This is a genomic window from Nonomuraea sp. NPDC003560 (assembly GCF_042878785.1).
Taxonomy (GTDB): domain Bacteria; phylum Actinomycetota; class Actinomycetes; order Streptosporangiales; family Streptosporangiaceae; genus Nonomuraea.
This window is the reverse complement of sequence record NZ_JBIAOF010000001.1, coordinates 293,040-316,721: the sequence shown is the minus strand read 5'-3', so window position 1 is coordinate 316,721 and position 23,682 is coordinate 293,040. Positions and strand designations below refer to the sequence as shown.

General features: G+C 74.1%; 22 protein-coding genes. 12 read left to right on the top strand and 10 right to left on the bottom strand.

Features of this window, described 5'->3' with window-relative positions; genetic code table 11:
* Nucleotides 1–225 precede the first annotated feature (225 nt).
* Nucleotides 226–585: a hypothetical protein gene (locus ACFYUV_RS01575; protein WP_358284483.1), complete on the top strand. Its 360-nt coding sequence runs from the start codon at nucleotides 226–228 to the stop codon at nucleotides 583–585.
* A gap of 55 nt (nucleotides 586–640) precedes the next feature.
* On the opposite strand, the gene ACFYUV_RS01570 is transcribed toward ACFYUV_RS01575, so the two are convergent.
* On the bottom strand, nucleotides 641–1,225 hold the full coding sequence (locus tag ACFYUV_RS01570) for an HAD family hydrolase (RefSeq protein ID WP_387663816.1): 585 nt from the start codon (nucleotides 1,223–1,225) through the stop codon (nucleotides 641–643).
* A 126-nt stretch (nucleotides 1,226–1,351) separates the two neighbouring features.
* On the opposite strand from ACFYUV_RS01570, the gene ACFYUV_RS01565 reads away from it, so the two are divergent.
* The 4 genes from ACFYUV_RS01565 to ACFYUV_RS01550 are packed head-to-tail and all read left to right on the top strand — an operon-like array spanning nucleotide 1,352 to nucleotide 5,802.
* Nucleotides 1,352–2,170, top strand: coding sequence for a DUF4253 domain-containing protein (locus ACFYUV_RS01565; protein ID WP_358284479.1), 819 nt, complete (start codon nucleotides 1,352–1,354; stop codon nucleotides 2,168–2,170).
* Between the two features lie 53 nt (nucleotides 2,171–2,223).
* Nucleotides 2,224–3,741 (top strand): hypothetical protein, encoded by a 1,518-nt coding sequence (locus tag ACFYUV_RS01560; RefSeq protein WP_387663814.1) that lies wholly within the window; start codon nucleotides 2,224–2,226, stop codon nucleotides 3,739–3,741.
* On the top strand, nucleotides 3,738–4,157 hold the full coding sequence (locus ACFYUV_RS01555) for a hypothetical protein (protein ID WP_352359010.1): 420 nt from the start codon (nucleotides 3,738–3,740) through the stop codon (nucleotides 4,155–4,157). Before ACFYUV_RS01560 ends, ACFYUV_RS01555 begins: the two co-directional genes overlap by 4 nt.
* A gap of 37 nt (nucleotides 4,158–4,194) precedes the next feature.
* Nucleotides 4,195–5,802 carry an MFS transporter gene (locus ACFYUV_RS01550; protein ID WP_387663811.1) on the top strand — a complete coding sequence of 536 codons (1,608 nt, stop codon included), beginning with the start codon at nucleotides 4,195–4,197 and terminating at the stop codon, nucleotides 5,800–5,802.
* A gap of 48 nt (nucleotides 5,803–5,850) precedes the next feature.
* Here ACFYUV_RS01550 and ACFYUV_RS01545 read toward each other — a convergent pair whose 3' ends face one another.
* Both ACFYUV_RS01545 and ACFYUV_RS01540 read right to left on the bottom strand, forming a co-directional pair.
* Nucleotides 5,851–6,669, bottom strand: a complete 819-nt coding sequence (locus ACFYUV_RS01545; protein WP_387663809.1) for an SAM-dependent methyltransferase — start codon at nucleotides 6,667–6,669, stop codon at nucleotides 5,851–5,853.
* A 188-nt stretch (nucleotides 6,670–6,857) separates the two neighbouring features.
* Entirely contained in the window at nucleotides 6,858–8,114 is a 1,257-nt protein-coding gene (locus tag ACFYUV_RS01540; RefSeq protein ID WP_387663807.1) for a Scr1 family TA system antitoxin-like transcriptional regulator, read from the bottom strand.
* Nucleotides 8,115–8,336: 222 nt separating this feature from the next.
* Here ACFYUV_RS01540 and ACFYUV_RS01535 point away from each other — a divergent pair, with 222 nt between their 5' ends.
* The 5 genes from ACFYUV_RS01535 to ACFYUV_RS01515 all read left to right on the top strand — a co-directional run bounded on the left by ACFYUV_RS01535 (nucleotide 8,337) and on the right by ACFYUV_RS01515 (nucleotide 13,569).
* Nucleotides 8,337–9,068, top strand: coding sequence for a hypothetical protein (locus ACFYUV_RS01535; RefSeq protein ID WP_387663805.1), 732 nt, complete (start codon nucleotides 8,337–8,339; stop codon nucleotides 9,066–9,068).
* A gap of 477 nt (nucleotides 9,069–9,545) precedes the next feature.
* Nucleotides 9,546–9,746, top strand: a complete 201-nt coding sequence (locus tag ACFYUV_RS01530; RefSeq protein ID WP_387663803.1) for a hypothetical protein — start codon at nucleotides 9,546–9,548, stop codon at nucleotides 9,744–9,746.
* A gap of 37 nt (nucleotides 9,747–9,783) precedes the next feature.
* The gene (locus tag ACFYUV_RS01525) at nucleotides 9,784–10,524 is read left to right on the top strand and encodes a hypothetical protein (protein ID WP_352358998.1); all 741 of its coding nucleotides are present in this window, start codon (nucleotides 9,784–9,786) and stop codon (nucleotides 10,522–10,524) included.
* On the top strand, nucleotides 10,521–11,705 hold the full coding sequence (locus ACFYUV_RS01520) for an FAD-dependent oxidoreductase (RefSeq protein ID WP_387663801.1): 1,185 nt from the start codon (nucleotides 10,521–10,523) through the stop codon (nucleotides 11,703–11,705). The genes ACFYUV_RS01525 and ACFYUV_RS01520 overlap by 4 nt, the downstream gene beginning before the upstream one ends.
* Nucleotides 11,706–11,730: 25 nt before the next feature.
* Nucleotides 11,731–13,569 (top strand): hypothetical protein, encoded by a 1,839-nt coding sequence (locus ACFYUV_RS01515; RefSeq protein WP_387663799.1) that lies wholly within the window; start codon nucleotides 11,731–11,733, stop codon nucleotides 13,567–13,569.
* Nucleotides 13,570–13,600: 31 nt separating this feature from the next.
* On the opposite strand, the gene ACFYUV_RS01510 is transcribed toward ACFYUV_RS01515, so the two are convergent.
* Nucleotides 13,601–15,523 carry a Xaa-Pro dipeptidyl-peptidase gene (locus tag ACFYUV_RS01510; RefSeq protein ID WP_387663797.1) on the bottom strand — a complete coding sequence of 641 codons (1,923 nt, stop codon included), beginning with the start codon at nucleotides 15,521–15,523 and terminating at the stop codon, nucleotides 13,601–13,603.
* A 76-nt stretch (nucleotides 15,524–15,599) separates the two neighbouring features.
* On the opposite strand from ACFYUV_RS01510, the gene ACFYUV_RS01505 reads away from it, so the two are divergent.
* Together ACFYUV_RS01505 and ACFYUV_RS01500 are read left to right on the top strand one after the other, a co-directional pair.
* Nucleotides 15,600–16,589, top strand: coding sequence for an ADP-ribosylglycohydrolase family protein (locus ACFYUV_RS01505; protein ID WP_387663795.1), 990 nt, complete (start codon nucleotides 15,600–15,602; stop codon nucleotides 16,587–16,589).
* Nucleotides 16,590–16,620: 31 nt separating this feature from the next.
* Entirely contained in the window at nucleotides 16,621–17,280 is a 660-nt protein-coding gene (locus ACFYUV_RS01500; RefSeq protein WP_387663793.1) for a FadR/GntR family transcriptional regulator, read from the top strand.
* A gap of 13 nt (nucleotides 17,281–17,293) precedes the next feature.
* Here the strand turns inward: ACFYUV_RS01500 and ACFYUV_RS01495 are convergent, their stop codons facing one another.
* From ACFYUV_RS01495 to ACFYUV_RS01470, 6 genes are read right to left on the bottom strand one after another with little or no spacing between them, the layout of a single operon-like run.
* Nucleotides 17,294–18,643 carry an NADH-quinone oxidoreductase subunit N gene (locus ACFYUV_RS01495; RefSeq protein WP_387663791.1) on the bottom strand — a complete coding sequence of 450 codons (1,350 nt, stop codon included), beginning with the start codon at nucleotides 18,641–18,643 and terminating at the stop codon, nucleotides 17,294–17,296.
* Nucleotides 18,640–20,103, bottom strand: coding sequence for a NuoM family protein (locus tag ACFYUV_RS01490; RefSeq protein WP_387663789.1), 1,464 nt, complete (start codon nucleotides 20,101–20,103; stop codon nucleotides 18,640–18,642). Before ACFYUV_RS01490 ends, ACFYUV_RS01495 begins: the two co-directional genes overlap by 4 nt.
* A 3-nt stretch (nucleotides 20,104–20,106) precedes the next feature.
* A complete protein-coding gene (locus ACFYUV_RS01485; protein WP_387663787.1) occupies nucleotides 20,107–21,984 on the bottom strand; it encodes a proton-conducting transporter membrane subunit in 1,878 nt (625 codons plus the stop codon).
* Nucleotides 21,981–22,286, bottom strand: a complete 306-nt coding sequence (nuoK, locus tag ACFYUV_RS01480) for an NADH-quinone oxidoreductase subunit NuoK (protein ID WP_352358980.1) — start codon at nucleotides 22,284–22,286, stop codon at nucleotides 21,981–21,983. The genes ACFYUV_RS01485 and nuoK overlap by 4 nt, the downstream gene beginning before the upstream one ends.
* Entirely contained in the window at nucleotides 22,283–22,780 is a 498-nt protein-coding gene (locus ACFYUV_RS01475; protein WP_387663785.1) for an NADH-quinone oxidoreductase subunit J, read from the bottom strand. The genes nuoK and ACFYUV_RS01475 overlap by 4 nt, the downstream gene beginning before the upstream one ends.
* A complete protein-coding gene (locus ACFYUV_RS01470) occupies nucleotides 22,777–23,682 on the bottom strand; it encodes an NADH-quinone oxidoreductase subunit H (RefSeq protein ID WP_387663783.1) in 906 nt (301 codons plus the stop codon). Before ACFYUV_RS01470 ends, ACFYUV_RS01475 begins: the two co-directional genes overlap by 4 nt.

Sequence of the window (23,682 nt, the reverse complement as noted above, 5' to 3'; positions counted from 1 at the left end):
GGGCCACTGAACGTTTCCGGCGCGGCCGGCGCGGGCCGCGCCGGAAACCCGGATTCCCGGAAAACCCGCGAACCACATATGGACACGGAATGCGACGGAGCAGATACTCAACGTGTCAACACCCTCATCCCTGCTCTCACGTCGCCCCCTTAAGCACCGCATGAGCCGGCGTGTCGTGTGCTGCCCGGAAACCGTGCCTGTCAGGGAACAGGACAAGGAGAGACCATGCCCGTCAAGAAGTCTCTGTTCCTTTCCGTCATCGCCCTCGCCACCGCGGCCTGCGTGACGGCCACCGTCGTGGCCCTCCAGGCGTCCAGTCCCGTGTCGGCGGCCACGCGCGCCGCGCTGCCGCCCGGCTACCAGCTCGTCACCCTGCCCAACGCCAACGTCCCCAACTTCCAGCGCCGCACGGTCTACTGCCCGGGCTCCAAGCACGTCCTCGGCGGCGGCGGCGAGGCCCGCGGCAACGGCGCGATCCTGGTGGGGTCGTTCCCCACCGATGACGCCCGCGGCTGGATCGCCCTCGGCCGCCAGATCGGTTACAACGACGTCGGCATCAGCGTGTTCGCGATCTGCGCCGACTAGCCCGCCCGCCGGCCCCGTCCGCTCTCCCGCGGGCGGGGCCGGCGCACGTCCGGCCTCAGAGCCCGCCGAGGACGGCCGCCAGGTCGGCGACAGTGCGGTAGTGGACGCCCGTCATGCCGAGCGCCCTGGCGGCCTCCACGTTCGGCAGCCGGTCGTCGACGAACAGGCAGCGCGCGGAGTCGGCCCCGGCGAGTTCGGCGGCGATCTCGTAGATGCGCGGGTCGGGTTTGATCACGCCGACCCTGGCGCTGCTGACCAGGTCGTCGGCGAAGTACGTGAGCCCGAGCCGGTCGAGGTGCTCCTCCACGGTGTCCGTGGCATTGGTCACGATGATCACCGGCACGTGCTGCTGCGCCTTGGCCAGCAGTTCCCTGACCTCCTCGTCCACCCGGAACGGCACCGCCGCGAACTCGGCCACCGCCCGGCGGGCCCGCTCGTCGCCGCCGAGGGCGACCGCCACCGACTCCAGCCATTCGCGCTCGCTGATCCGGCCCAGGATGGCCGGCTCGATCAGCTCGGGGGCGAACGCCGTCGCCATGAGCGGCAGGGCGTACCGGGCCTCGATCTCGGCCTGGACGGTGTGGTCGAAGAGGCGGAGCACGCCATCAAGATCGGTGAGAACCGCATCAAAGGGGATCACAGCCATCATTGTGCCGTGAAGTACCGCATCCGCTGGTCCGAGAAGGTTTCGCGTGCCACCAAAGCCCCAGGGCGACCGGCGGCACTACCATCTCCGAGACGGTATTCGGTATCGGAACGGTAGGGCATGGACGATCACCAGCTGCCACCTGAGCTGTGCCAGCTGTTCGCCGACGGCGGCAGGGGGCGCAGACTGCCCCCGGGCCTGCCCGCCGGCGACGTGGTCTGGCCCGACCCGGCCTACACCCGGCAGGTCGTGGCGGCCCGGCCGGCGTTCTGGATGAGCGACGAGCACGCCGCCGGCGAGGACTGGTCGTTCATGCGGGTCTGGCACGCGCACAGCGGCCTGTGGCCGGTGCTGCTCGACGAGTCGGCCCAGCCGTGGGCGATCGGGCAGATCGTGCCCGACGACCCGATGCTGATCGGCCACTTCACCGCCGAGGGGTTCATGACCGAGGTGTGGCAGGAGTGGGTCTCGCAGATGCCGCGCGACGCGCTGGCGGAGTTAGAGCCGTACGGGGCGCTCTGCCCGGGGCTGGCGCCGCCGGGGGTGCCCCGCGCCGACCCCGGCGACGTGGCCGACTGGCTGGCCCGCGAGCTGGCGCCCAGGGGCATGCCGCTCGGGCTGGTCGCGGCCGGCCGGGGGGCCGACGCGCTGGCGGTCATGGGCTGGCAGGGCGCGCTGCACCACAACGAGTGGATGGTGCCGATGGCGGCCGTGGTGCGCAGCTGGGAGGACCGGTTCGGGGCCCGCGTGGTGAGCGTCGGGTTCAACACCCTCGACCTCAGCGTGGCCGCGCCGCCGGCCGACCCCGAGCACGCCCTGCACGTCGCCGCCGAGCATTGGGCATTCTGCCCCGACAACGTCGTGCAGGGACCGGGCGACCTCCAGGGGTACGCCGACCAGATCATCGGGCAACACGCCTGGTCGTTCTGGTGGGACTGAATCCCCGGCTTTTACGCTACTTTTAACCGCGACAGGGAGGGCTCGGTCACAGCATGTCACGGGGAGATCTCACTCCGGAGCTACTGCATTCCTCGTCCTGGACGGACTGGCTGGTGCAGTCGGCCGGCATCCCCGTCCACGACGTGCCGCTGGTGTCGGTGGGCGGCGGGCTCGGCTCGTTCACGCTGGTCGACGTGCTGCGCATCAGAGGCGTGCCGATCCCGGCCATGCGGGTGCTCTCCACCAGCGACACCCCCTGGCAGACGTGGGAGTACCTGACCCGCGTCTCGCAGCTGCCCGCGCACGAGCGCATCCGGTCCGACGCGGGGGCGCGCCCCGACAACATCTGGGGCTTCCCCTCCTACGCGGTGCAGGAGGCCTGGCAGGACGGCTCGCTCAAGCCGATCCTCCAGGTGCTCGCCGAGCCGCTGTTCACCGACTTCTACAGCCCGCGCGCCGGGCTGGTCACGCAGAGCGTGCGGCGCGAGGCCGACCGCATCGGCTACTGGCACATGCTGGCCAAGGGCCAGGTGCGCATGGTCAGGAAGCGGCTGGGCGGCGGGTACTTCACCGTGCTGACGCCGCCGCCGGGCACCTCGCCGACCAAGCGGGTGGTGCTGCGCTCCCAGTACGTGCACCTGGCCGTCGGCTACCCGGGGCTGAAGTTCCTCGACGACCTCCAGGAGTTCCGGCAGGCGCAGGGCGAGCGTTACCGGGTGGTCAACGCCTACGAGCCGCACGAGCACGTCTACGATCAGCTGCGCAAGCGGCCCGGGGTGGTGGTCGTGCGCGGCGCCGGGATCGTGGCCTCCCGGGTGCTCCAGCGCCTGATGGACGACCGCGAGCGGTACGGCCTGCACACCCAGATCGTCCACCTGTTCCGCACGTACGTGGCCGGTCCGCACGGCCCGAGCGTGTTCATGCGGCGCAAGGGCGGCGACGGCTGGGCCTACCAGGCGTTCACGATGCCCAAGTCGGCCTTCGGCGGCCAGCTCAAGGCCCGGTTCAGGAAGGCCACGCCCGAGCAGCGCGCCCTGATCTCCAAGGCGCTGGCCGGCACCACCACCCCGAAGCTGGCCCGCTGGCAGGAGCAGATGCGCAGGGGCCGGCAGGGCAACTGGTACCACCCCACGCAGGCCGTCGTCGACCGCATCGAACGGGCCCCCGACGGCCGCCTGATCACCCACACCCGCAGCGTCAACGCCGCCGCCATGCAGTACGTGTCCGACTTCATCATCGACTGCACCGGCCTGGAGGCCGACATGCCGGAGCACCGCGTCCTCGACGACCTGCTGCGGCACGGCGACGCCCGGCCCAACAAGGCCGGCCGGCTGAGCGTCGGCCAGAACTTCGAGGTGCTCGGCGCCGAGAGCGAGGGCGGCGTCCTGTACGCCTCCGGCGCCGCCACGGCCGGCAACCACTTCCTGGCCGTGGACAGCTTCCTCGGCATGCAGACCGCCGCGCTCGACATCGCCGCCGACCTGACCAGGCGCGGGTTCTGCAAGGGGCTCGGGCCGGTGCGGTCCACGGCCCAGTGGCTGCGGTGGGCGGGAAACAGGAGGCTCGCTTGATCCCCACGCTGGCCGGGCGGCTGCAGACCCGGCTGTTCACGCTGGCCACGGTGGGGGCGGCGCTGACCGCGCTGATCACCCTGGTGCTGCCGATGTCCTTCCGGGACGCCTTCCTCGTGCTGCTGGCCGTCGCCGTCGTGGGCGTCGGGTGGGAGCTGCTGTACCACCTGCTCATGCAGTTCCGCTGGGACAAGGACTGGCCGACGCTGTTCGGGCTGGTCACGGCCGTGCCCGAGGGGCTGCTGATGTGGGTGCTGCTGGACGGCGGGCTCGTCCCCGGCGTCGCCGGCCCGGTCAGGGCGTGGGCGTTCGCGGTGATGTTCGCCTTCGTCTGGCTCGGCCAGTGGTTGTTCGTGAACGGGCCGATGCGGGTGTTGTTCGTCGAATGGCGGCTGCGCGGCGGCCGCCTGCTCTGATCCCGGATCTGCGCACGGTTCTGCTTACGGAGGGGCAATGGGGGGCGTCGAGCTGGCTCGACCGCTGTACTTCTGGCTCGGTTTCCTGGCCACGGTGGCCGGGGTCGTGCTGCATCTGCCGATGTACCTGCACGGCGCCGACATGCACTACCGCCTGGCGGGCATGCCGATGGACCTGCCGATGACCATCGGCATGGCGCTGATCGTGGCGGGGCTGGCGGTCACCGCGTACGGGCTTATCCCGCCCGGCGCGCTGACGGCCAGACCGGCCGCCGAGGTACGCGTCCGCGCCCTGGACGACGCGCGCATGCGGCCGGCGCACATCGGGCTGATCGTGGTCATGTCGGTCGCGGTGATCATCGATGCCATGAAGCCGATCACGCTCGGTTTCGTCGCGCCCGGCATGGCCAAGGAGTACGGCCTGAAGTCCGCGCTCAACCCGGCCGGCGAGCTGCCCGTGGCGCTGCTGCCGCTGGCCGGGCTCACCGGGACGGTGCTCGGCTCGCTGCTGTGGGGCTGGATGGGCGACAAGATCGGGCGCAAGCCGTCGATCCTGTTCGCCGGGGTGCTGTTCATCGGCACCGCGATCTGCGGCGTCATGCCGGACTTCGAGTGGAACCTGGCCATGTGCGTGGCCATGGGGCTGGGCGCGGGCGGCATGTTGCCGATCACGTTCTCGCTGCTGGCCGAGACGATCCCGCCGCGGCACAAGGGCTGGGTGATGGTGCTCATCGGCGGCAACCTGGCGGTCGCCTACCTGGCGGCCAGCTGGTTGTCGGCGTCGCTGGCGCCGACGTTCTCCTGGCGGATGCTGTGGCTGGTCGGGCTGCCGACCGGCGTGTTCCTCATCCTGCTCAACCGCTTCATCCCCGAGTCGCCGCGTTTCCTGCTCGCGCACGGCCGCGACGCCGAGGCCCGCGCCGTCCTGGCCAGGTACGGCGCGGCCGCCACCACCGAGGAGGCCACCGCCGGCGTCGAGCGGGTGGAGGACGAGCACGCGGGCGGCTACTCGCGGCTGTTCCGCCGTCCGTTCACCGGGCTGACGGTGGCCGTCGTGGTGCTCGGGCTGAGCATCGGCCTGGTCACCTACGGCTTCCAGCTGTGGATCCCGTCCAACCTGCAGAAGCTGGGCCTGGACCAGCAGACGGCCGACCGGGCGCTGCGCGACTCGACGCTGCTGGGCCTGCCGCTGATCTTCGTCTCGGCCGCCATGTACGGCCTGTGGAGCGCGAAGAAGACGATCGTCACGCTGTCGGCGCTGGTCGGCGTGGCGCTGGCGGTGCTGGCCTTCTCCGGCGAGACGCTGGCGCACGACCGTACCTGGCTGTACGTGCTGCTGGCCGGGCCGATCGTGGGGACGGCGACGATCGCCGCGGTGCTGGCCGCCTACAGCTCGGAGATCTACCCGACCCGGGTGCGCTCGCGCGGCTCCGGGCTGTCGGCGGGGATGGGCAAGGCCGGCGGCGTGGCCGTGACCGCCGTGCTCGTGGCCGGGGCGGCGGCGCCGTCGATCGGCACGACCGCGCTGCTCGGGGCGGTCCCGCTCATCCTGGCGGTGGTGGCGGTGCTGGCGTTCGGGGTCGAGCCGGCGAAGGGCGCGGCCGGCGACCCGGCCACGCCCGCCGCCGCCTCGCCAGGGGCCTGAGGGCGCCCTGGCGTTCACCGGGTCCTGACGCCCAGGGCGCCCGGGAGTTCACGGCACGCGCGCCACGGCGCCGTACGTGCCCGACGAGCTCGGCCGGCCGGAGCAGGCGGCGCCGTGGTCGTCGGGCCGCCACTCCGGGACCCACACCAGCCCAGGATCGACCAGCACCAGCCCGTCGAGCAGCGCCGCCACCTCCTGCCTGCCGCGGATCGCGTGGCCGGGCAGCGTCATCGCCAGCAGGTCCCGGACCGCCGGCAGCAACTCGCCCGGCACGCCGTCGAAGGTGGTCTGCAGCAGCGACAGGTAGCTGCCGTCGGACGCCGCCCGGCGGACCCGCTCGATCACGTAGTGGACGTACTCGTCGTCGGCCAGGCTGTGGACGGACAGCAGCAGCACGGCCACGGGACGGTCCCAGTCGAGGAAGGCGCGCACCACCCGGTCGTCGAGGATCGCGTCGATCTCGCGCACGTCGCCCTCGACCACGCGGACCAGATCGGTGCCCGGCTCGATGGTGGCCCGCGCGCCGGCCAGCACCATCGGGTCGTTCTCCACGTAGACCACCCGGGCGGGCACGCCTCCGGAGCCGCCGTGGCAGCCCGCGGCCACGTCGTGCAACCGGCCGCCCGGAGGCAGGCCGCTGGGCACGCCGCTGCCCACGACGACGAACTGGTCCACGCCTTCGGCCGCCAGATGCCGGACCACGCGCACCAGGAACTGCAGCACGGCCCGCGCGGCGGTGGTCGTCACGGACGCGGCCTGGTCATATCGGCGTACCAGATCGCGGTCGGCCGAGAAATTGTTCTTCCCGCCCGCGGCCGCGTCGAGCACCCGGGTGGTCATGGCTCGGGTCATCTCCAGCTTCGCCAAGTTACGGATGGCACGCTGACGCATTGAGTGTTGCCCCTTTCCCCTCGCCCACTATCTCGGGAAAAGCCGGTCCTTTCGGACCCCACTCGATGACCCAGACCTTATGATCCTCGTTGCGCGCCGGAAGACAACAGGAAAAGCATGAATTCTGCGGAAATATGCCTTACCTGAATGGCGCCGGCCGGAGATCATTTCGCTGTCGAGCGCGACAGGCGTTCGCGGTGGGACTCCAGCACCTCGTACGTCTCCTCGCGGGTGGTGGTCGTCACCGACAACTTCGTGAACGCCTGGTGGTAGGTCTCGACCGCGGCGGCGTCGGTGATCAGCTCGTCGGCCTCGACGCCGTGGGCGCAGGCGACGTCGGGCTCGAACGCCTCGGCGAAGCGCCACAGCGTGAACGGGCCGGTGCGGGGCACGTACGCCGGGTCGTCGATCGGCACGACGTGCAGCGAGACGTTGGGCCGCTTGGCGTGGTCGAGCAGCAGGTCGAGCTGGCGGAGCTGGGCGTGCGGGCCGACGATCGAGCGCAGCAGCACGGCCTCGTCGATCACCGCCCACAACACCGTGTCACCGGCCCCGGCCAGCGCCTCCTGGCGGGCCATGACCAGCGCCAGGGCCTCCTCCACCGACGACTGCCCGAGCGTGGCCGGCCCGGCCACGGTGATCGCGGCCCGCGCGTAGTCCTCGGTCTGCAACATCGGCGGGACGAACTGGGGATGGTACGTGCGGATCACCGTGGCCCGCTGCTCCAGCGCGTAGGCCGTGGCCAGCCAGACGGGCACCGACTGGGCGTCGTACCAGGCGGCCTCGCGCTCGCCCCTGGCCAGCGAGAGCACGTACTCGCGGACGGGCGGGGCGGTGACGCCGTAGAGGCCGAGCAGGCGCTCGACCGTGATCGGCGTGGGCGCGAGACGGCCCTCCTCGATCGCGGGGATCGCGGCGGCGCCCTTGCCGAGCGAGCCCTCGACCTGCTCGACCGAGAGCCGCACGCCCATGCGCAGGCCGTGCAGCCGCTTGCCGAGGGCGCGGCGCTGTGAGTCGTTGAGCGGCGTGGCGGCCTCGGGGATCTCGGCCGCCGGCTCCGGCTCGCCCGGCAGCCCCTCGGCCCGGCGCGCCAGCTCGACCACGCCGCGCAGGACGGCCAGCGACCCCTCCGACAACCCGGAGGCCGACAGGCCGATCGCGGCCGCCCGCAGCTGCAGGTCCTCGACCGCGCCGGACTCGTAGTGCTCGTCGCCCACCAGCCAGCCCACGCTCACCTGGAGGCAGGCGGCCAGCGCCCGCAGCACCTGGAGGGTGGGGTTGGTCTGCTTGCCGGTGCGCAGCTGGCTGACGTAGGCGCGCGTGATGGGTATGCCCGCCTCGGTGAGGGCGGAGGCGACCTGGGCGCCCGTGAAGCCGCGCTTGGTCAGCGCGAGATCGAGCCGTTCGGCGAAGTTCGCCACGGCGCACCTCCTACCGCCCGTGAACTTTTCCCAGCCTAAGGTACGAGACCCCCACTGTCCCCTGCCACGCGGGCCAGCTCTGCCCGGCGGGTAGGTATCAACTTATTCGCAAAGTGTGAGTTGACATAGCCCCTCTTTCCAGCACAGTATCGGAGCGCGTGGTAACTGTGGCTTAACAGCCCGGACGATTCGCGAGAGTCTCCGGCAAGGAGGTGGCCGGACGTGACCATGGACTCCCTCGACGGCTCACGCTTCCTGGAGGATCCGGTCTCCCGGGGGCAGCAGCAGGTCGTCCGGCGCATCTGCGCGCGGGTCGCCGGCCCGCTGACGAGCCGCGACGTCCAGGTCGCCGAGCTGCCGCTGGGCGGGGTCGAGATCTGGCTGGACAGCCCCCGTCACCGCTGGCGCCTGCACCACCGCATGGCCCGCGAGCTGCGGCTGGCCGGCTGGCACACCGAGCCGGGTCCCGACCGGCTGCTGCTGCTCGGCTGGAGCGCGGTCTGCCTGGGCCACCGCGCCAGGATGCTGGGCGCGGCCCTGTCCGGGCGGCTGGCCCACTTCGACCGCACGTCGTTCGCGGCCGTCATGATCGCCACCCGGCTGCGGCACGAAGGGCTGCCCGCCGCCGAGCTGCCCGCCGCGGTGGTCGAGCGCTGCCGCGACGCGCTGCGCTGGCCCGTCCGGCTGGCCGACCTCGACGGGCTCGAACGCCGGTCGTCGCTGGAACCCATCAGGCTCAGGCTGGCCCAGGTGGCCGGGCTGGAGTCGACGGTGAGCCGGCGCTGCGCCGAGCACCTCGCGCTGGCCGCCAGGGTCGCGCGCACGGTGGCCGGCACCGCGCCGCCCGCCCGCTCGCGCGCCTCGGGCCCGCGCGCAGGGCTGACCGAGCGCATGGTCTGCGTCAGCGTGCCCAACAGGGCCGCTGCCGCGCTCGACCCGGAGACGGCGCGATGACGCCGCTCCCCGTCCCCCGCCGGGCCTCGCCGCCCACCGGCCCGCCCGCACCGCCCGCGCCGCGCGCGGCCGTGCCGGCGGCCCTCATGCGGCCGGCTCCGGCGCTACCCCATCCCTCCGGCACCGTGCGTCACGTGCCCGACAAAGTCGGCACGGTGCTGTCGGCCGGCGCGGTAGCGGCTGGCGTGCCGGCCAAACCAAGGGGTAGTGCCTGGGGCCGGCTTTCCTCGCGGCCGTCCGCCCGTGATCGGGCGGCGGCCTCCCCGACCGGGGAGGCGGGCCCGCCCGGCTCCCCGGCCGGCGCCACCGGCACGGCGGCGACGCCGGGCGGGACGATCGGCGTGACGGGCGCCACGGCTCTGATCGACCGCCCCCTCAGGGGGCCGGCGCCCGCGTGGGCCCCCGTGCCGGTGGCCATGACGTCAGCGGGCCGCGCCCGGCCCGCGTCACCCGGATCCGCGACCGACAGGAGTGATCATGCTCACCGACGAGATGTCCAGGCGGCAGCCGCACGAGGTGCACGCCCGGGGAGCACGGCCCCAGCCCGCCGAGCCGAGGGACGAGGGCCGGGACGAGCCGCCGCGGGCCGAGGCCCCGGCGCGCACCGTCCACCGGCTGCGCCGGATCCGGCAGGTGTCCGTGCAGGCGATCGGCGAGATCGACCAGGCGCTGGCCTGACCGTCATGCGGACGGTCCCCGACCCGGAAGGTGCGAGATGAGCCGCGGCAGGGTGGGCGTGATCGTCGCCCCCGCCAATCCCTCGGCGGAGCCCGAGCTGACCCGCCTGCTCGGCTCGCGCGCCGACATGCACGTCACCCGATTCCCCGTGCACCGGGGAGTGTCGCTCGCCGAACGGCTGGAGAGCTACAACGAGGCCCTGCCCGGCATGGTCTGCGCGTTCGACGGCCTGCCGCTGGACGCCCTGGTCATGGCCTGCAGCGAGTCCCGCTACCTGCTGGGCCCCGACGACGACGCCGACCAGTGCGCGCGGCTGTCGGCCTCGACCGGCGTGCCGTTCGCCTCCTCCACGCAGGCCACCAGGGAGGCGGTGGAACACGTCGGCGTGAGCGACATCGTGCTGGTCTCGCCGTACCAGCCGTGGCTGACCGAGCTGGCCGAGCGCTTCTGGAAGACGGCGGGGCTCAACGTCACCCAGGTCGTGCAGGTGCGGGCGGCCAAGGGCGGCTACTCCTCCTACGCGGTCACCCCCGCCGAGCTGATCACCCAGGTCGAGCGGGCCGAGGTGCCCGGCGACGCGGTGCTGCTGTTCACCGGCACCGGCATGGCCACGCTGCCCGTGCTCGGGCCGCTCAGCGCCGGCAACGACCGCACGCTGCTCACGTCCAACCTCTGCACCGCCTGGTGGGCCCTGTCGCGGGCCATCGGCGAGCACGTCACGCTCAGCCGGGTGCCCTACCGCCGCCACATGGCGGAGCAGGGGAGGCGCCCCGCATGAACGGCGTGATCGTCGTCGGGGCCGGCCCGGCGGGGCTGACCGCGGCGCTCTCGCTGGCCAGGGCCGGGATCCCGGTCACCGTGCTGGAGCGGGAGAACGAGCTCGCCGGGCAGGCGCGGGCCTGCACCTTCCATCCGGCCACGCTCGACCTGCTCGACGAGCTGGGCGTGGCCTCGCAACTCGTCGCCAAGGGCCGCGTGGTCGAGCGGGTGCAGTGGCGCGACCGGTCGGGGATCGTGCTGGCCGAGATGGGCATGAACCGGCTCAACGGCCTGACCAAGCACCCGTTCAGGATCCACGCCGACCAGGCCGCGCTCACCCCGCTGCTGCTCGCGGCCCTCAACGCCTACCCCGACGTGGACGTGCGCTTCGGCACCCGCGTCGACGGGGTCTCCGAGGGCGGCACCGGCATCCGCGTCCGCGTCGGCCAGACCTGGACGCGGGCCCGGTACATGATCGCCGCCGACGGCGGCCACAGCACGGTGCGCGGCTCGCTGGGGCTGCCCTTCCCCAGGTCGGCCTACCCGACGCAGGCGCTGCGGGTGTTCACCGACTCGCCGCTCGACCGGCTGCTGCCGAGCCTGGCGCCGCTCACCTACGTCCGCGACGTACAGCAGTCGTGCACGCTGCTCGCGCTGCCCGACCACTGGCGGATCATCTTCAGGATCCCCTGCGACGCCACCGAGCCGCTGTCCTCGCCCAACGTCTCGATGCTGGTCCGCCGCGCCCTGCCGGGGGCGAGCGGGCCCATCCACGTGACCGGGGCCGACCGGTTCGGGCTGTCCAGGGGCGTGCTGACCTCCTACCGCTGCGGGCGGGTGCTGTTCGTCGGCGACGCCGCGCACCTGACCTCCACGGTCGGCGGCCTCAACATGAACGCCGGCATCCACGACGCCGTCGAGGTCGGCCAGGTGATCGCGGCCGTGCTCGGCGGTTTCGCGCCGCCCACCGCGCTGGAGGCGTGGGCGTGGCGGCGGCGGGCCGTGCTGCTGCAGCGGGTGATGCCGCGCGGCGAGACGCGGCCGGCCGGCGTGCGCGAGCGCGACAGCGCCCGGCTGGCCGCGGCGATGGCCGGGCTGCGGGCCATCGCCGGCGACCCGGAGGCCACGCGGGCCTATCTCGCGCAGGCCTCGCTGCTCGACACCGTTCCCGGCTCCGCCGGTGGGGCCCGGCCCGTCTGACACCGCTGAGGAGGTGCGACACTGCATGTGGCGAACGCTCTCGGACGAAGCGCGCCAGGCCATCCGCGAGCTGTGCGACACGCACGGCTCCCGCCTCTACGACTACTGCCGCACCGAGCTGGCCGCGGGCGACGCCGAGCAGGCGGCCGCCGGCGCGCTGGTGTCCGCCCACCTCTACGCGGACCGGCTGCGCGACCCCGCCCTGCACCGGCCCTGGCTCTACGCCCTGGCCCGCGCCCACCGCGCGTTCGTGGCCAAGCCGGCCAGCATCGGCTCCTGGTCGCGTCCGGGGCGGATGTCGGAGCTGCTGCCCGAGGCGCTGCTCTCCCTCGACCGCCCGCTGCGCGAGCTGCTCGACCTGTCCCTGCGCCACGGCCTGTCCGACGCCGAGCTGGCCACCGTCTTCAGCCTGAGCCAGGACGAGGTCAGCGCCGTGGTGGCGCGGGCGGCCGACGCGCTGGAGGGCTGGTTCGCCGCGATCATCGCCGCGCGCGGCCGTACGGGATGTCCTGATCTGACCACGCGGGTGGCGGCCTGGGTCACCTCGCCGGGCCGCCGGGCCCGCGCCCGGATCAGCCGGCACATCCAGGGCTGCACCGCCTGCCGGGCCGCGCCCCGCACCATGTCGGCCGCCACGCTGCTGCGCCGGCTGCCGATCGCGGAGCTGCCCGGCACACTGACCAACCGGCTCGCCTCGGCGCAGCCGCTGCCCGGAGAGGGACCCCTCTGGCGGGCGGACGGCTTCCCCGTGCTGGCACGCACCCTGGTGGAGCCGCTCGCGGCCCCGCCGGGCGTGGGGGCGACGCCGATGCCCCCGGTCGCCGACCCCACGACGGCGACACCGGGAAACCCCTGGTCGGCGGCGGGCGCGGCCGCCGCCGACCAGGAGCCCCCGGGGCGGGCGGCGCGCGGGCGGCACCCGTTCACGCCGACGAGCCGCGCCCGGCCCTTCCGCGGCGGCTCCCCGGGCGACAAGCTCGTCTACGACAACCGGGCCGAAGGCGGCCTCAGCGGCACCGTGATCAACGGGCCGGGCGGCAGCCCGGTGAACAGCCCCGTGACCGGTCCGTTGAGCGCGCCGGTCGGCGGCGGTGAGGCCGGTGGTGGTGACGGCGCCGCCGCCCCGCCCGGCGCGATGATCATCCGGTACGGCGGCATCGGCTGGAACGGCGAGCCCGGCGGTCTCGACCGCTTCGACGGCGAGGCCCCCTGGCAGGAGTTCTGGCGGGAGCAGCCGGCGGAGCCCGAGGAGGAGACCGAGGCCCCGATCCGCACGGTGGCCAGGCTGGGCCTGCTGCTGGGCGTCGGGCTGCTGGTGGTGGGCCTGGTGTGGGCCGTGCTCAACGCGCGCGCGCATCCCGCGGTGGTCACCAGGGCGGCGGTGCAGGCGGCCGTCCCGGCCGAGACGCCCACACGCTGGACGGCCGCGATCGGCCCGGCCGCCGGGTCCGCCCTGTCGTCCCTGGACCGGCAGGCCGACCTGCCGAGACCGGCGGCGCCCACGGCCCGGGTGTCGCCCCGGTCGGCGTGGCTGGGGTCCGGGCGGGCCGGGGCGTTCTCGCTGGCGTGCACCGGGACGTGCCGGGTCGTCTCGGCCACCGGCACGCGCGGCATCGTCGTCGACGGCACGACGTTCCGCGTCCTGGACCCGCGTTCGCGGCCCGGCTGCCCGGGCGGGCCCGACGTGCGGCGCGGCCGGATCACCATCGTCTGGACGGGCCGCGCCACCGGCGACGGCCTGCGCACCGGCGGCACGGCGACCGCCGGCGGCACGCTCACCCTGAAGGTGGGCTGGACCGTCGCCAGGGACAAGGGCGTGCGGCGGCTCGACGCCGGCGGCGTCCGCTGGAGCAACTGCCGATGAGGCCCCGGACCGGCCGGGGCCCCACGCGCGGCTAGAAGAACCGGAACCCGGGCTCGGGCTCGGGCAGGTCGAGCTGTCGCGGCCCCCTGAACGTCGCGCTGTCCTTGGGCACGTCGGCCAGCGGCGTCCCGAGCACGAGCGGCACGGCCACGCTGCTGCGGGTCAGGTCGACGGTGACGGTCGCGCCGGTGCCCTCCTCACTGGTGTAGGTGGTGTCGGTCCCGGCGAGCACCAGGCCGATCCGGTGGCCCTTCCTGAAGGTGTAGTCCTGCGGCAGCGTCTGCCACCTGACCGTCCCGTACGTGCCGACGGGCAGCGGCTGGGCCTGGCTGAGCGAGTCGCGGTTCTGGACGTCGATCCAGCCGCGGGCGACGATCTCCAGCGGCCGGGTGGCCACGTTCGTGGTGACCTTCTTGTAGCAGGCGTCGTCGGCCGCGGTGCTCTCGCCGTGGCAGTCCTCCTCGGTGAGCGTGGTGACGCCCTGGCCGCGCCGCCAGTCGACGCGGGTGTCCTCGCCGAAGTCGACGAGCAGGGCGGTCAGGTTGGCGGTGGGCTTGTCGAGCTTGACCCGCAGGTCGGCGGTGGGCGTGCCGGACAGGCGCAGGTCCAGCGGGAGCGCGCCGGTGGTGAAGGCGGCGCGGCCCGGCTTGGCCGTGCCGACGTCGGCCACCATCTCGGTCTCGCTCAGCGCGAGGTCGGTGAAGGTGGCGGTGCTGTCGCCGCGGGCCTTGAGCAGGCCGAGCGAGCCGTCGGCGGCGGGCCGCAGCACGGCCTTGAGCGCGTACGGGGCCGGCCAGTCGCGCTGGGTGGTCCACTGCGCCGGGCCGAGCTGCACGTCGGCGCGGGGCTCGTTGGTGATCCCGTTGCGGACGCCGTGCAGCCAGTGGTCGAACCAGCGGTGCAGGGTGTCCACCCACAGGTCCCTGCGGCCCTCGAAGTCGAACGGGTCCACGTGCTGGTACTGGCCGACCCAGATCTTGCGCGGCACGTTCCGCTGGGCCAGGGCCTGCCACCAGGCGGAGAAGTTGTCCGGCCGGACGTTGAGGTCGTTGACCGTGTGCACGACGAAGACGCTGGCCTTGACCTTCGAGGCGTCGCCGAGCAGGCCCTTGAGGTAGTCGCGTTCGTTCCAGAAGGCGTTGTAGTTCCCGGTGTCGTCGCCGTCCTCGGCGTCCATGCGGTCGCGGACGGCCTGGCACTTGGCCTCGGGGTCGGTGTCGACGTAGTTGGTCAGCCAGGAGGCGTAGTCGTAGTTGTAGACCACGCCGTTCGAGCGCTGGTACTTGTACCAGGAGCTGATGGCCGAGATGGGGACGATCGTCTTCAGGCCCTCGACGCCGGTGGCGGCCACGGCGTTGGCCAGCGTGCCGTCGTAGGACTTGCCGATCATGGCGGCGTCGCCGGTGGTCCAGTCGGCCACGGCGGGGGTGCCGTCGGCCCTGACCGCCTTGGCGCGGCCGTTCAGCCAGTCGATGACCGCCTTGCCGCCCAGCACGTCGGCCTTGCCGCCCATGTCGGGGCAGCCGTCGGACCTGGTGGTGCCGAGCATGTCCACGTTGAGCACGGCGTAGCCGCGCGGGACGAAGTAGTTGTCGTAGAACAGGGGGAATTTCGTGACATTGCCGGAGGCGTCGTACTGCTTGCGCTCCCCCTCGTTCCCGCGCCCGGAGTTGTCGTAGTACGGACTCTCGTCGATGATCACGGGCACCTTCAGGCCCGGACCGGACTCCTTGGGACGGATGATGTCCACCCTGACCCGGTCGAGCGCGCCGTCGAGGTCGCTGTCCACGGTGGACTCGACGTACACGTGCTCGCGGACGGCGTCGGCGTAGGAGAAGACCGGCTGCGTCCGGCCGTCCTTGACGGTGATCGTGGGTCCGGCAGCGGCTTGCGCCGGGGTCGCGATCGCCAAGGTGAGGGCGACCGCGAAGAGGGCCGGGCGTAATTGTGGCACGCGTGACCTCCGTGACAAGTGTCGTAATTTCCCCCGCAATGTCTCACCCGGCCAGAAAGCTGACAAGATCCCACCTATGGAGGCACAGGACCGGATCCGGGGCTGCCTGCTCGGCGGCGCGATCGGCGACGCCCTCGGGGCGCCCATCGAGTTCGAGTCGTTGCGGGAGATCCGCCGGCAGCACGGCCAGGACGGCGTCACCGGCTATGTCACGACCTGGCGGGGCAGGCACGCGCTCGTCACCGACGACACCCAGATGACCCTGTTCACCGTCGAGGCGCTGACCCGCGACCGCACGCCCGGCGAGGTGCGGCAGGCGTACCTGCGCTGGCTCGACACCCAGGAGCACCAGGCTCCGCCGCCCGCCGACCGGCCGCACCGGACCGGCGCGCTGCGCGAGGAGGGCTGGCTGTACTCCCGGCGGGCCCCGGGCAACGCCTGCCTGTCCGGGCTGCGGCAACCCTTCCCCGGCCCGTCGCCGTCCGGCGTGCCCGGCCCGGTGAACCCGGACTCCAAGGGCTGCGGCACCGTCATGCGCTCGGCGCCGTTCGGGCTCGTCGCCCCGTACGACGCGGGCGCCGCGTTCGAGCTGGCGGCGGTCTGCGCGCAGATCACCCACGGCCATCCGACCGGCTACCTGGCCGCGGGCGCGTTCGCCGCGATCGTCGCCCGCCTGATGGCCGGCGAGCCGCTGGAGGCCGCCGTCGGCCACGCCCTCGGCCTGCTCGCCGGTCGTCCGGGGCACGAGGAGACGTCCGGCGCCCTGCGCGCGGCACTCGACCTGGCCGCGTCCGGCCCGCACTCCCCCGAGCGGGTGGAGACGCTGGGCGGCGCGTGGGTGGCCGAGGAGGCGCTGGCCATCGGCGTCTACTGCGCCCTGGCCGAGCCCTCGCCCGAGCGGGCGCTGCTGCTGTCGGTCAACCACTCCGGCGACAGCGACTCGACCGGCTCGGTCTGCGGCAACCTGGTGGGCGCGCTGCGCGGCGCGGACGCGCTGCCGGCCGCCTGGGTGACACCGCTGGAGGGCCGCGAGACGATCGAGCGCCTGGCCGCCGCGCTCCTCTAGGCTGGAGGCTCACCGGGACGGAAGAGATCGCATGCGAAACGTCGCGCGGACCTCGCTCGTCGATGCCGCCATCGAGGAGCTCCGCGGGGAGATCACCAGTGGGGCGTGGCCGGTCGGGACGAAGATCCCGTCCGAGAGCCGGCTCGCCGAGAGCCTCGGCATGAGCCGGCTGTCGGTGCGCGAGGCGGTGCGGGTGCTGGCCCACGCCGGGCTGCTGCAGACCAGGCAGGGCGACGGCACGTACGTCACCGCCACCGACGAGTCGCAGGTGGCGCTGCGCCGGCGGCTCGACCGGGCGGCCGCGATGGACATCATCGACGTGCGCCGCGGGCTCGACCTGGTGGCCGCCCGGCTGGCGGCGGTCAAGCGCACCGGCGACGACGTGGCCGCGATGCGCGAGGCGCTGGCCCGCCGCGGGTCGGCCGCGCGCGCGGGCGACCTCGACGGGTTCGCCGACGCCGACGCCGACTTCCACCTGCTGGTGGCCGACGCCGCGCACAACCCGCTGCTGGCCGACCTCTACCGCAGCATGCGCGACGCGCTGCGCGACAGCGTCCGGGACCAGGAGCAGGCCGCGCTGGCGCCCGACCCGTCGCACGACGACCTGCTGGCCGCGATCGAGGCGGGCGACGCGGCCAGGGCGGTCGAGGTCTCGGTCGCCATCCTCGACGCCCAGGAACGCGACCTGTGACCCGCGCGCCGGGTCAGCGGGCGATCAGCACGGCGAGCCCGGCGGCCGGGCCGAGCAGGATCGAGGCGGCGGCGCACACCTGCGCGACCGGGCTCGACGCGGCGGGGTGCGCCGGGCCCTCCGCGGCGAAGACCGGGCGGATCCAGCGCAGGTAGTAGAACAGGCTCGCGACGGTGTTGGCGGCGGCGACCACCGCGAGCCAGGCGTACCCGCCGTCCCAGGCGGCCGCGAACATCAGCAGCTTCCCGGCGAAGACCGCGGTCGGCGGCGTCCCGACCAGGCCGAGCAGGCATACCACCAGCGCGAACGCCGTCCAGGGCGAGCGGCGGCCGAGCCCGGCGTAGTCCGGCAGCCGCTCGGCCCCGGTGGCGACCACGACGGCGAACGCGCCCAGGTTCGTGACCGCGTAGGCGGCCAGGTAGACCAGCAGGGCGGGCGCGGCCAGGGCGGTGCGTCCGGCCACCGCGACCGGGACCAGCAGGTAACCGGCCTGGCTGACCGTCGAGTACGCCAGCAACCGCCGTACGTTCTCCTGCTGGAAGGCGGCCAGGTTGCCGAGCGTCATCGTCACGGCGGCCAGCACCGCGAGCAGCGCGGGCTCGTCCAGCACCGTCGTCGCCAGCCGGTACAGCGCCACCAGCGCGCCGATCTTGGGCACCGTGGTCACGAACGCGGCCACCGGCGCCGACGTGCCCTCGGTGACGTCGGGCACCCAGAAGTGCGCGGGCGCTCCCCCGGCCTTGAACAGCGGCCCGGCCAGCAGCAGCACCGCGCCCACCGCCGGGGCGCGCGCGGCGGGGTAGGCGGTGGCGCCGGACCAGCCGTACACAACGGTGGCCCCGGCCAGCATGAGCACGCCGAGGAAGGCGCCCATCAGGTAGTACTTGAGCGCCGCCTCGGTGCCGGACGCGTCCTTGGCGAACCCCGCCAGCGCGTACGCCGGGACGCTCGCCAGCAGGTACGCCGCCACCAGCACGAGCAGGTCGTCCGCCCCCGCCATGAGCACGGACCCCAGCGCCGCCAGCACCATGAGCGTGTACAGCTCGGCCTCCCTGCCGTCCCCCCTGACCCGGCCGGTCGCCAGCCACACGGCCAGCAGGGCGGCCAGGCAGACGGTCAGCCGCGCGGCTCCGGTCGGCGGATCGACGGCGTAGGCGTCGAAGGCCAGGACGGCGGGGCGCGGCAGGGCGGCGGCGCTCGCCGCGGCGGCCGCGGCGAGCGCCGCCATGCACACCCAGGCGGCGACGCGCTGCCGCCCGCGTGCCACGAACAGCCCCGCGAGCAGCGCCGTCACCGCGCCCAGCACCATCACGACCTCGGGCAGCATCGCGGTCACCGCTGCGCCGCCGTGGGGTGCGCTCACCGGCCCGCCAGGGCGACGACGGCACGGGCGGCGGGCTCGATCAGGTCCAGCAGCGGGCGCGGCGCCAGGCCGATGAGCAGGGACAGCACGAGCAGCGGGGCGATCGCGCCCAGCTCGCGCGGACGCAGGTCGGTGACCCGCGGCGTCAGCTCGCCCGGCTCGCCGAGGAACGCGCGTTGCAGCGCCCGCAGGAACAGCGCGGCGGTGATCAGGATGCCGGTCACGGAGAGCGCGCCCGCGACCACGGCCCCCGAGCCGATCACCCCGGTGAAGATCTGGAACTCGGCGATGAACCCGGACAGTCCGGGCAGCCCGAGCGAGGCGAACGCCGCCACCGCCGTGAGCCAGGCCAGCACGGGCGCCCGTCCCGCGATGCCGCCGTAGCGGCCGAGGGCGTAGCCGCCCGCGCGGTCCCACAACACGCCGATGATCAGGAACAGCGCGCCGGTGACCAGACCGTGGCTGACCATCTGGGTGACCGCGCCGCTGACCGCCAGCTCCTTGGCCCGCGCCGGGCCCCCGGCCAGCCCGGCGGCCCCCAGGGCGAGCACGACGTAGCCCATGTGGTTGACCGAGGTGTAGGCGACGAGCCGTTTGAGGTTCTCCTGGGCGAGCGCCACCAGGGCGCCGTACAGGACGCTGACCAGGCCGATCACGATGACCAGCCAGGCGTACGCGCGCCACGGGCCGGGCAGCAGCGGCACGGCGATGCGGGCCAGCCCGTACGCGCCCATCTTCAGCAGCACCCCGGCGAGGATGGCCGATCCGGCGGCCGGGGCGTCGGTGTGCGCGGGCGGCAGCCAGGTGTGCACGGGCACGACCGGCGTCTTGACCCCCAGGCCGATCCCGATGGCGAGCAGCACGGCCGGGCCCGCGTCCGGCGGGCGGCGGGTGAGGTCGGCCAGGTCGAAGGTGTGCGGGTCGGCGGCCAGGTAGAGGCCGACGAAGCCGAGCAGCAGCGCCAGCGAGCCCAGGAAGGTGTAGAGGAAGAACGTCAGCGCGGACCTGGCCCGGTCGCCGTGCCCCCAGCCGACGATCACGAAGTACATGCCGACGATGGACAGGTCGAAGAAGACGAAGAACAGCAGCAGGTCGAGCGCCGCGAACAGCCCGGTGGAGACGGTCTGCAGGAACAGGAACAGCGCCGCGTGCGCCTTGGGCCTGGCGGGCTCGCCCAGCGAGTGGACGGCGCAGAGCAGGAACAGCACCGCGGTCATGGCGATCAGCGGCAGCGACAGGCCGTCCACGCCGACGTGGTAGCCGGCCCCCGCCGTCGGGATCCAGCGCAGCCTGGTCTCGTACGCCAGGCCGCCTCCGTACCCGGTCCACAGGACGATGACCAGGGCGAGATCGGCGGCGGACGCGGCCACCCGGACCAGGCCGGCCGCGCGTGCCGTGACGCCGGGCAGGACGAACAGGGCGGCGGCGGCCAGCGGCAGGAACACGACGACGTCGAGCACGCCTCACCTCACGATCGCGAACACGACGGCCAGCACGACGAGGGCGACGGCGGCCTGGGCGAAGTAGGTGTGGACCTGTCCGGTCTGGGGGCGTCTGGCCAGCCCGCCGAGGCGTCGTACCGCGCCGCCGATCCGTCGTACGAGCCCGTCGAGCCCCGACTCCAGCGGGCTTCCGGCCAGCCGCGCGGCCCGCAGTCCCGCCCGCGCGACCGCCTCGACCGCGCCGTGCACGACCCGCTCGTCGAACCAGGCCGCCCACCGCGCCGCCCGCAGCAGCGGCCGCCACACCACGGCCCGCGCCGCCCGCTCCAGCCCCAGCCAGCGCCCGAACACCCCGCCCACGCGCGAAGGCGCGACCGTCCAGGGCCGCACCGCGATCACGGCCGTCTCGGGCCGCACCCCGATCACGCCCTGCCCTGGCCGTACCGCGATCAGGGCGGTCACCAGGGCGAGCGCCGGGACCCCGGACAGGGCCAGCTCGCCCGCCGTGAGGCCGGGCGCGCCCGGGTCGCCCACCAGCCGGGACCACCAGCCGTGCAGCGCGGGCAGCCCGACGATCCCGAACCCGGCCGCCACCAGGGCGAGCACCGGCAGCGGCAGCAGCTCGGGCCAGGCCACCCGGCCCGTGGCCCGCCGCTCGCTCCCGGTGCCGGTCGCCGCGTCGGCGGCCCGCCAGACCGCGGCCAGCGCCTTCCCCGCGTACAGGGCGGCCACCAACCCGGCGGCGAAGGCCACCACGCGCGGTCCAGGCTGCGCGACCCCGCCCAGGACGGCGTCCTTGGTCACCCACAACGACAGCGGCGGCAACCCGGCCAGCGCCGCGGCCCCCACCCCGAACGCCACCCCCACCAGCGGGAACCGCCGGGCCGCGCCGTGCAGCCCGGCCAGGTCCTTGGTGCCGAGCGCCGCCAGCCAGGCCCCCGCCGCGAGGAACAGCAGGCTCTTGACGGCGGCGTGCGCGACCAGGTGGGCCGTCCCGCCGGAGACCGCCGACGCCCCCGCCGCCAGCACCATGAACCCGACCTGCGCGCAGGTCGAGGCGGCCAGGAGCTGTTTGAGGTCCCGCTGCGCCAGCGCGACCAGGCCGAGCAGCAGCGCGGTCAGCGCGCCCGTCCAGGCCGCCACCGCCGCCGCCCAGCCGGTGGCCGCGAGCAGGGCGTGCAACCGCAGCAGCAGGTACGCCCCCGCCACCACCATGGTCGCCGCGTGCAGGAACGCCGACACCGGGCTCGGGCCCGCCATCGCCCGCGACAGCCAGAACGCGAACGGCCCCTGCGCCGACTTGCCCAGCGCGGCCAGCACGATCCCGCCCGCCACCACGTCCCGCCACGGCGGCGGCAGCCCCGGCAGCCCGGCGAGCGCCAGGCCGCCGCCCGCGGCCAGGGCCGCGCCGCAGGCGACGTACAGGCCCAGGTCGCCGGCCCGGGTGGTGACGAAGGCGACGGCTCCGGACCGTACGCGCTCCCGGTCGCGCCACCGGTAGCCGATCAGCGCGTACGACATCGCGCCCATGACCTCCCAGCCCATCAGCAGCAGGACGAGGTCCGTCGCGGTCACCGTGGCCAGCATCGCGCCGAGGAAGATCAGCATCAGCCCGTGGAAGCGCCCCGACCGCTGCTCAGCCGCCGCGAACACCAGCACGGCCAGCCCGACCGCCGCCACGGTGACCACCATGACCGCCGAGAGCCCGTCCACGGCCAGCCCTTCGCCGACGATCAGCCGGGCGGTCGCCGAGGGCCTGGTCGCCGCCGCGTGCCCGGCCAGCCCGAGGGTGAGCGCGGCCGTGGCGACGGACAGGGCGGGGGCGGCGCGGCGCACGGCGATCAGCAGCGCGCCGGCGGCGGCGGGCAGCGCGGGCAGCAGCCACAGGGACGGGCTCATCCCTTGAGGTCTCCGGCGGCGTCGGTCGTGTCCACGTCGCGGGCGCGGAAGACGGCCGTGGTGACGGCGAAGCCCATCGCCATCTCCAGCGCCATCACGGTGACCGCGACCAGGACGAGGACCTGGCCGTCCGCGGCGGCCGGGGCGACGTGATACCAGAAGGCGCCGGCGGCCGCGAGCACGCCGTTGATCATGAGTTCCAGGCCCATCATCAGCATGACGATCGACTGCTGGGACAGCACGCCGTACAGGCCGACGGCGAACAGGGCGGCGGCCAGCAGCAGGAAGGCCTGGAGCGTCATCGATCGTACCGTCCCCGGTGGGTGGCCAGCAGCACGGCCGAGATCATCGTCGCCAGGATCGCCACCCCGGCGACCATCATGACCAGCATCTTCGGTCCCATCAGGGACAGGCCGAGCGCGTGCGTGGGGTCCGCCGGCGGCCGTCCGCGCCGGCTCGGCGGGCGGACGAGCAGCGCCCCGGCGGCCAGCAGGACGAACACCGTTCCGGCGACGGCCGCCGCGCCCCGCTGGTTGTGCACCATCTTCATCGGCATCAGCCCGGCCGGGTTCATCATGTACATGATCATGAAGACGGCCATGACCAGCATCTCCATGACCATCATGAGGACGACCAGCACCCCCAGGTACTCCAGGTCGATCAGCAGCAGCGTCCCGCCCACGGCCAGCAGCGAGACCAGCAGCGCGAACGTCGCCCGCGCCATCGAGTCCACCACGAACACCGCCACCCCACCCGCCACCGCGACGACCGCCAGCGCCCAGAACGCCACGTTCACGGCAGCACCGCCACCGCGACGACCAGCAGTTGCACGAGCGTCGCCGGGATCAGCACCACCCACGCGAACTGCACGAACCGGTCCATCCGCACGACCGGCATGCGATGCCCGGCCAGCACCAGCACGGCCAGCACCGCCGCCGTCTTGACCGGCCCCCACGCCCAGCCGGGCAGCACGGGCCCCGCCGCGCCCCCGAGGAACAGCGGCACCGCCCCGGCCGCCGCCACGACCAGCAGCGCGTGGCGTCCGGCCAGGAAGACCAGCCGGTCGGGGCCGCCCAGCTCGCCCGGCACGCCGCCGCACACGTCCCGCCCGACCGGCTGTCCCATCGGCCCCCAGAACGCCATCGCCACCGCCGAGACGAGATAGACCACGAACGCGACCGGCATCCACACCACGAACCACAACCCGCGCTGCGCCGCCACGAGGTCCGCGAACCGCAACGACCCCGCCCCCACCCCCGCGGTGATCAGCACGAACATGTGCGGCAGCTCGTACGCCAGGCCCTGGACCAGGAACCGGTAGCCGCCGACCAGCGGCCACACGGCGTTGACCCCCCACCCGACCAGCCACAGGGCCCCCCAGACGCACACCTCCATGGCGTTGAACCACACCACCCCCGCCCCCAGGTCCAGCACCGGCGCGCCCCCGACCGGCAGGACGACGGCGGCCAGCAGCGCGGCCACCGGCAACGCCACGACCCCGGCCCGGGTGAGCAGGACGTCGGCCCGGTCCGTCCGCCGCCGCTGCTGCACCACCAGCCGCGCCCCCTCCCTGAACGGCGCCACCGCCGCCGCCCGCCACGAGCTCCGGCCCGCGCCGAGCGCCGCGTCGAAGGCCGCCGCCCCCCACGTCAGCCCCGCCATCCCCAGGGCCATCCCCGCGGCCGTCCCCGCAGCCAC

Bases quoted from the DNA above. Each gene is read 5' to 3' on its own strand.
- ACFYUV_RS01550 (WP_387663811.1), top strand. From the start codon at position 4,195: ATGGGGGGCGTCGAGCTGGCTCGACCGCTGTACTTCTGGCTCGGTTTC.
- ACFYUV_RS01565 (WP_358284479.1), top strand. From the start codon at position 1,352: ATGGACGATCACCAGCTGCCACCTGAGCTGTGCCAGCTGTTCGCCGAC.
- ACFYUV_RS01575 (WP_358284483.1), top strand. From the start codon at position 226: ATGCCCGTCAAGAAGTCTCTGTTCCTTTCCGTCATCGCCCTCGCCACC.
- ACFYUV_RS01560 (WP_387663814.1), top strand. From the start codon at position 2,224: ATGTCACGGGGAGATCTCACTCCGGAGCTACTGCATTCCTCGTCCTGG.
- ACFYUV_RS01525 (WP_352358998.1), top strand. From the start codon at position 9,784: ATGAGCCGCGGCAGGGTGGGCGTGATCGTCGCCCCCGCCAATCCCTCG.
- ACFYUV_RS01530 (WP_387663803.1), top strand. From the start codon at position 9,546: ATGCTCACCGACGAGATGTCCAGGCGGCAGCCGCACGAGGTGCACGCC.
- nuoK (WP_352358980.1), bottom strand. From the start codon at position 22,286: ATGACGCTCCAGGCCTTCCTGCTGCTGGCCGCCGCCCTGTTCGCCGTC.
- ACFYUV_RS01520 (WP_387663801.1), top strand. From the start codon at position 10,521: ATGAACGGCGTGATCGTCGTCGGGGCCGGCCCGGCGGGGCTGACCGCG.
- ACFYUV_RS01485 (WP_387663787.1), bottom strand. From the start codon at position 21,984: ATGAGCCCGTCCCTGTGGCTGCTGCCCGCGCTGCCCGCCGCCGCCGGC.
- ACFYUV_RS01500 (WP_387663793.1), top strand. From the start codon at position 16,621: ATGCGAAACGTCGCGCGGACCTCGCTCGTCGATGCCGCCATCGAGGAG.
- ACFYUV_RS01515 (WP_387663799.1), top strand. From the start codon at position 11,731: ATGTGGCGAACGCTCTCGGACGAAGCGCGCCAGGCCATCCGCGAGCTG.
- ACFYUV_RS01505 (WP_387663795.1), top strand. From the start codon at position 15,600: ATGGAGGCACAGGACCGGATCCGGGGCTGCCTGCTCGGCGGCGCGATC.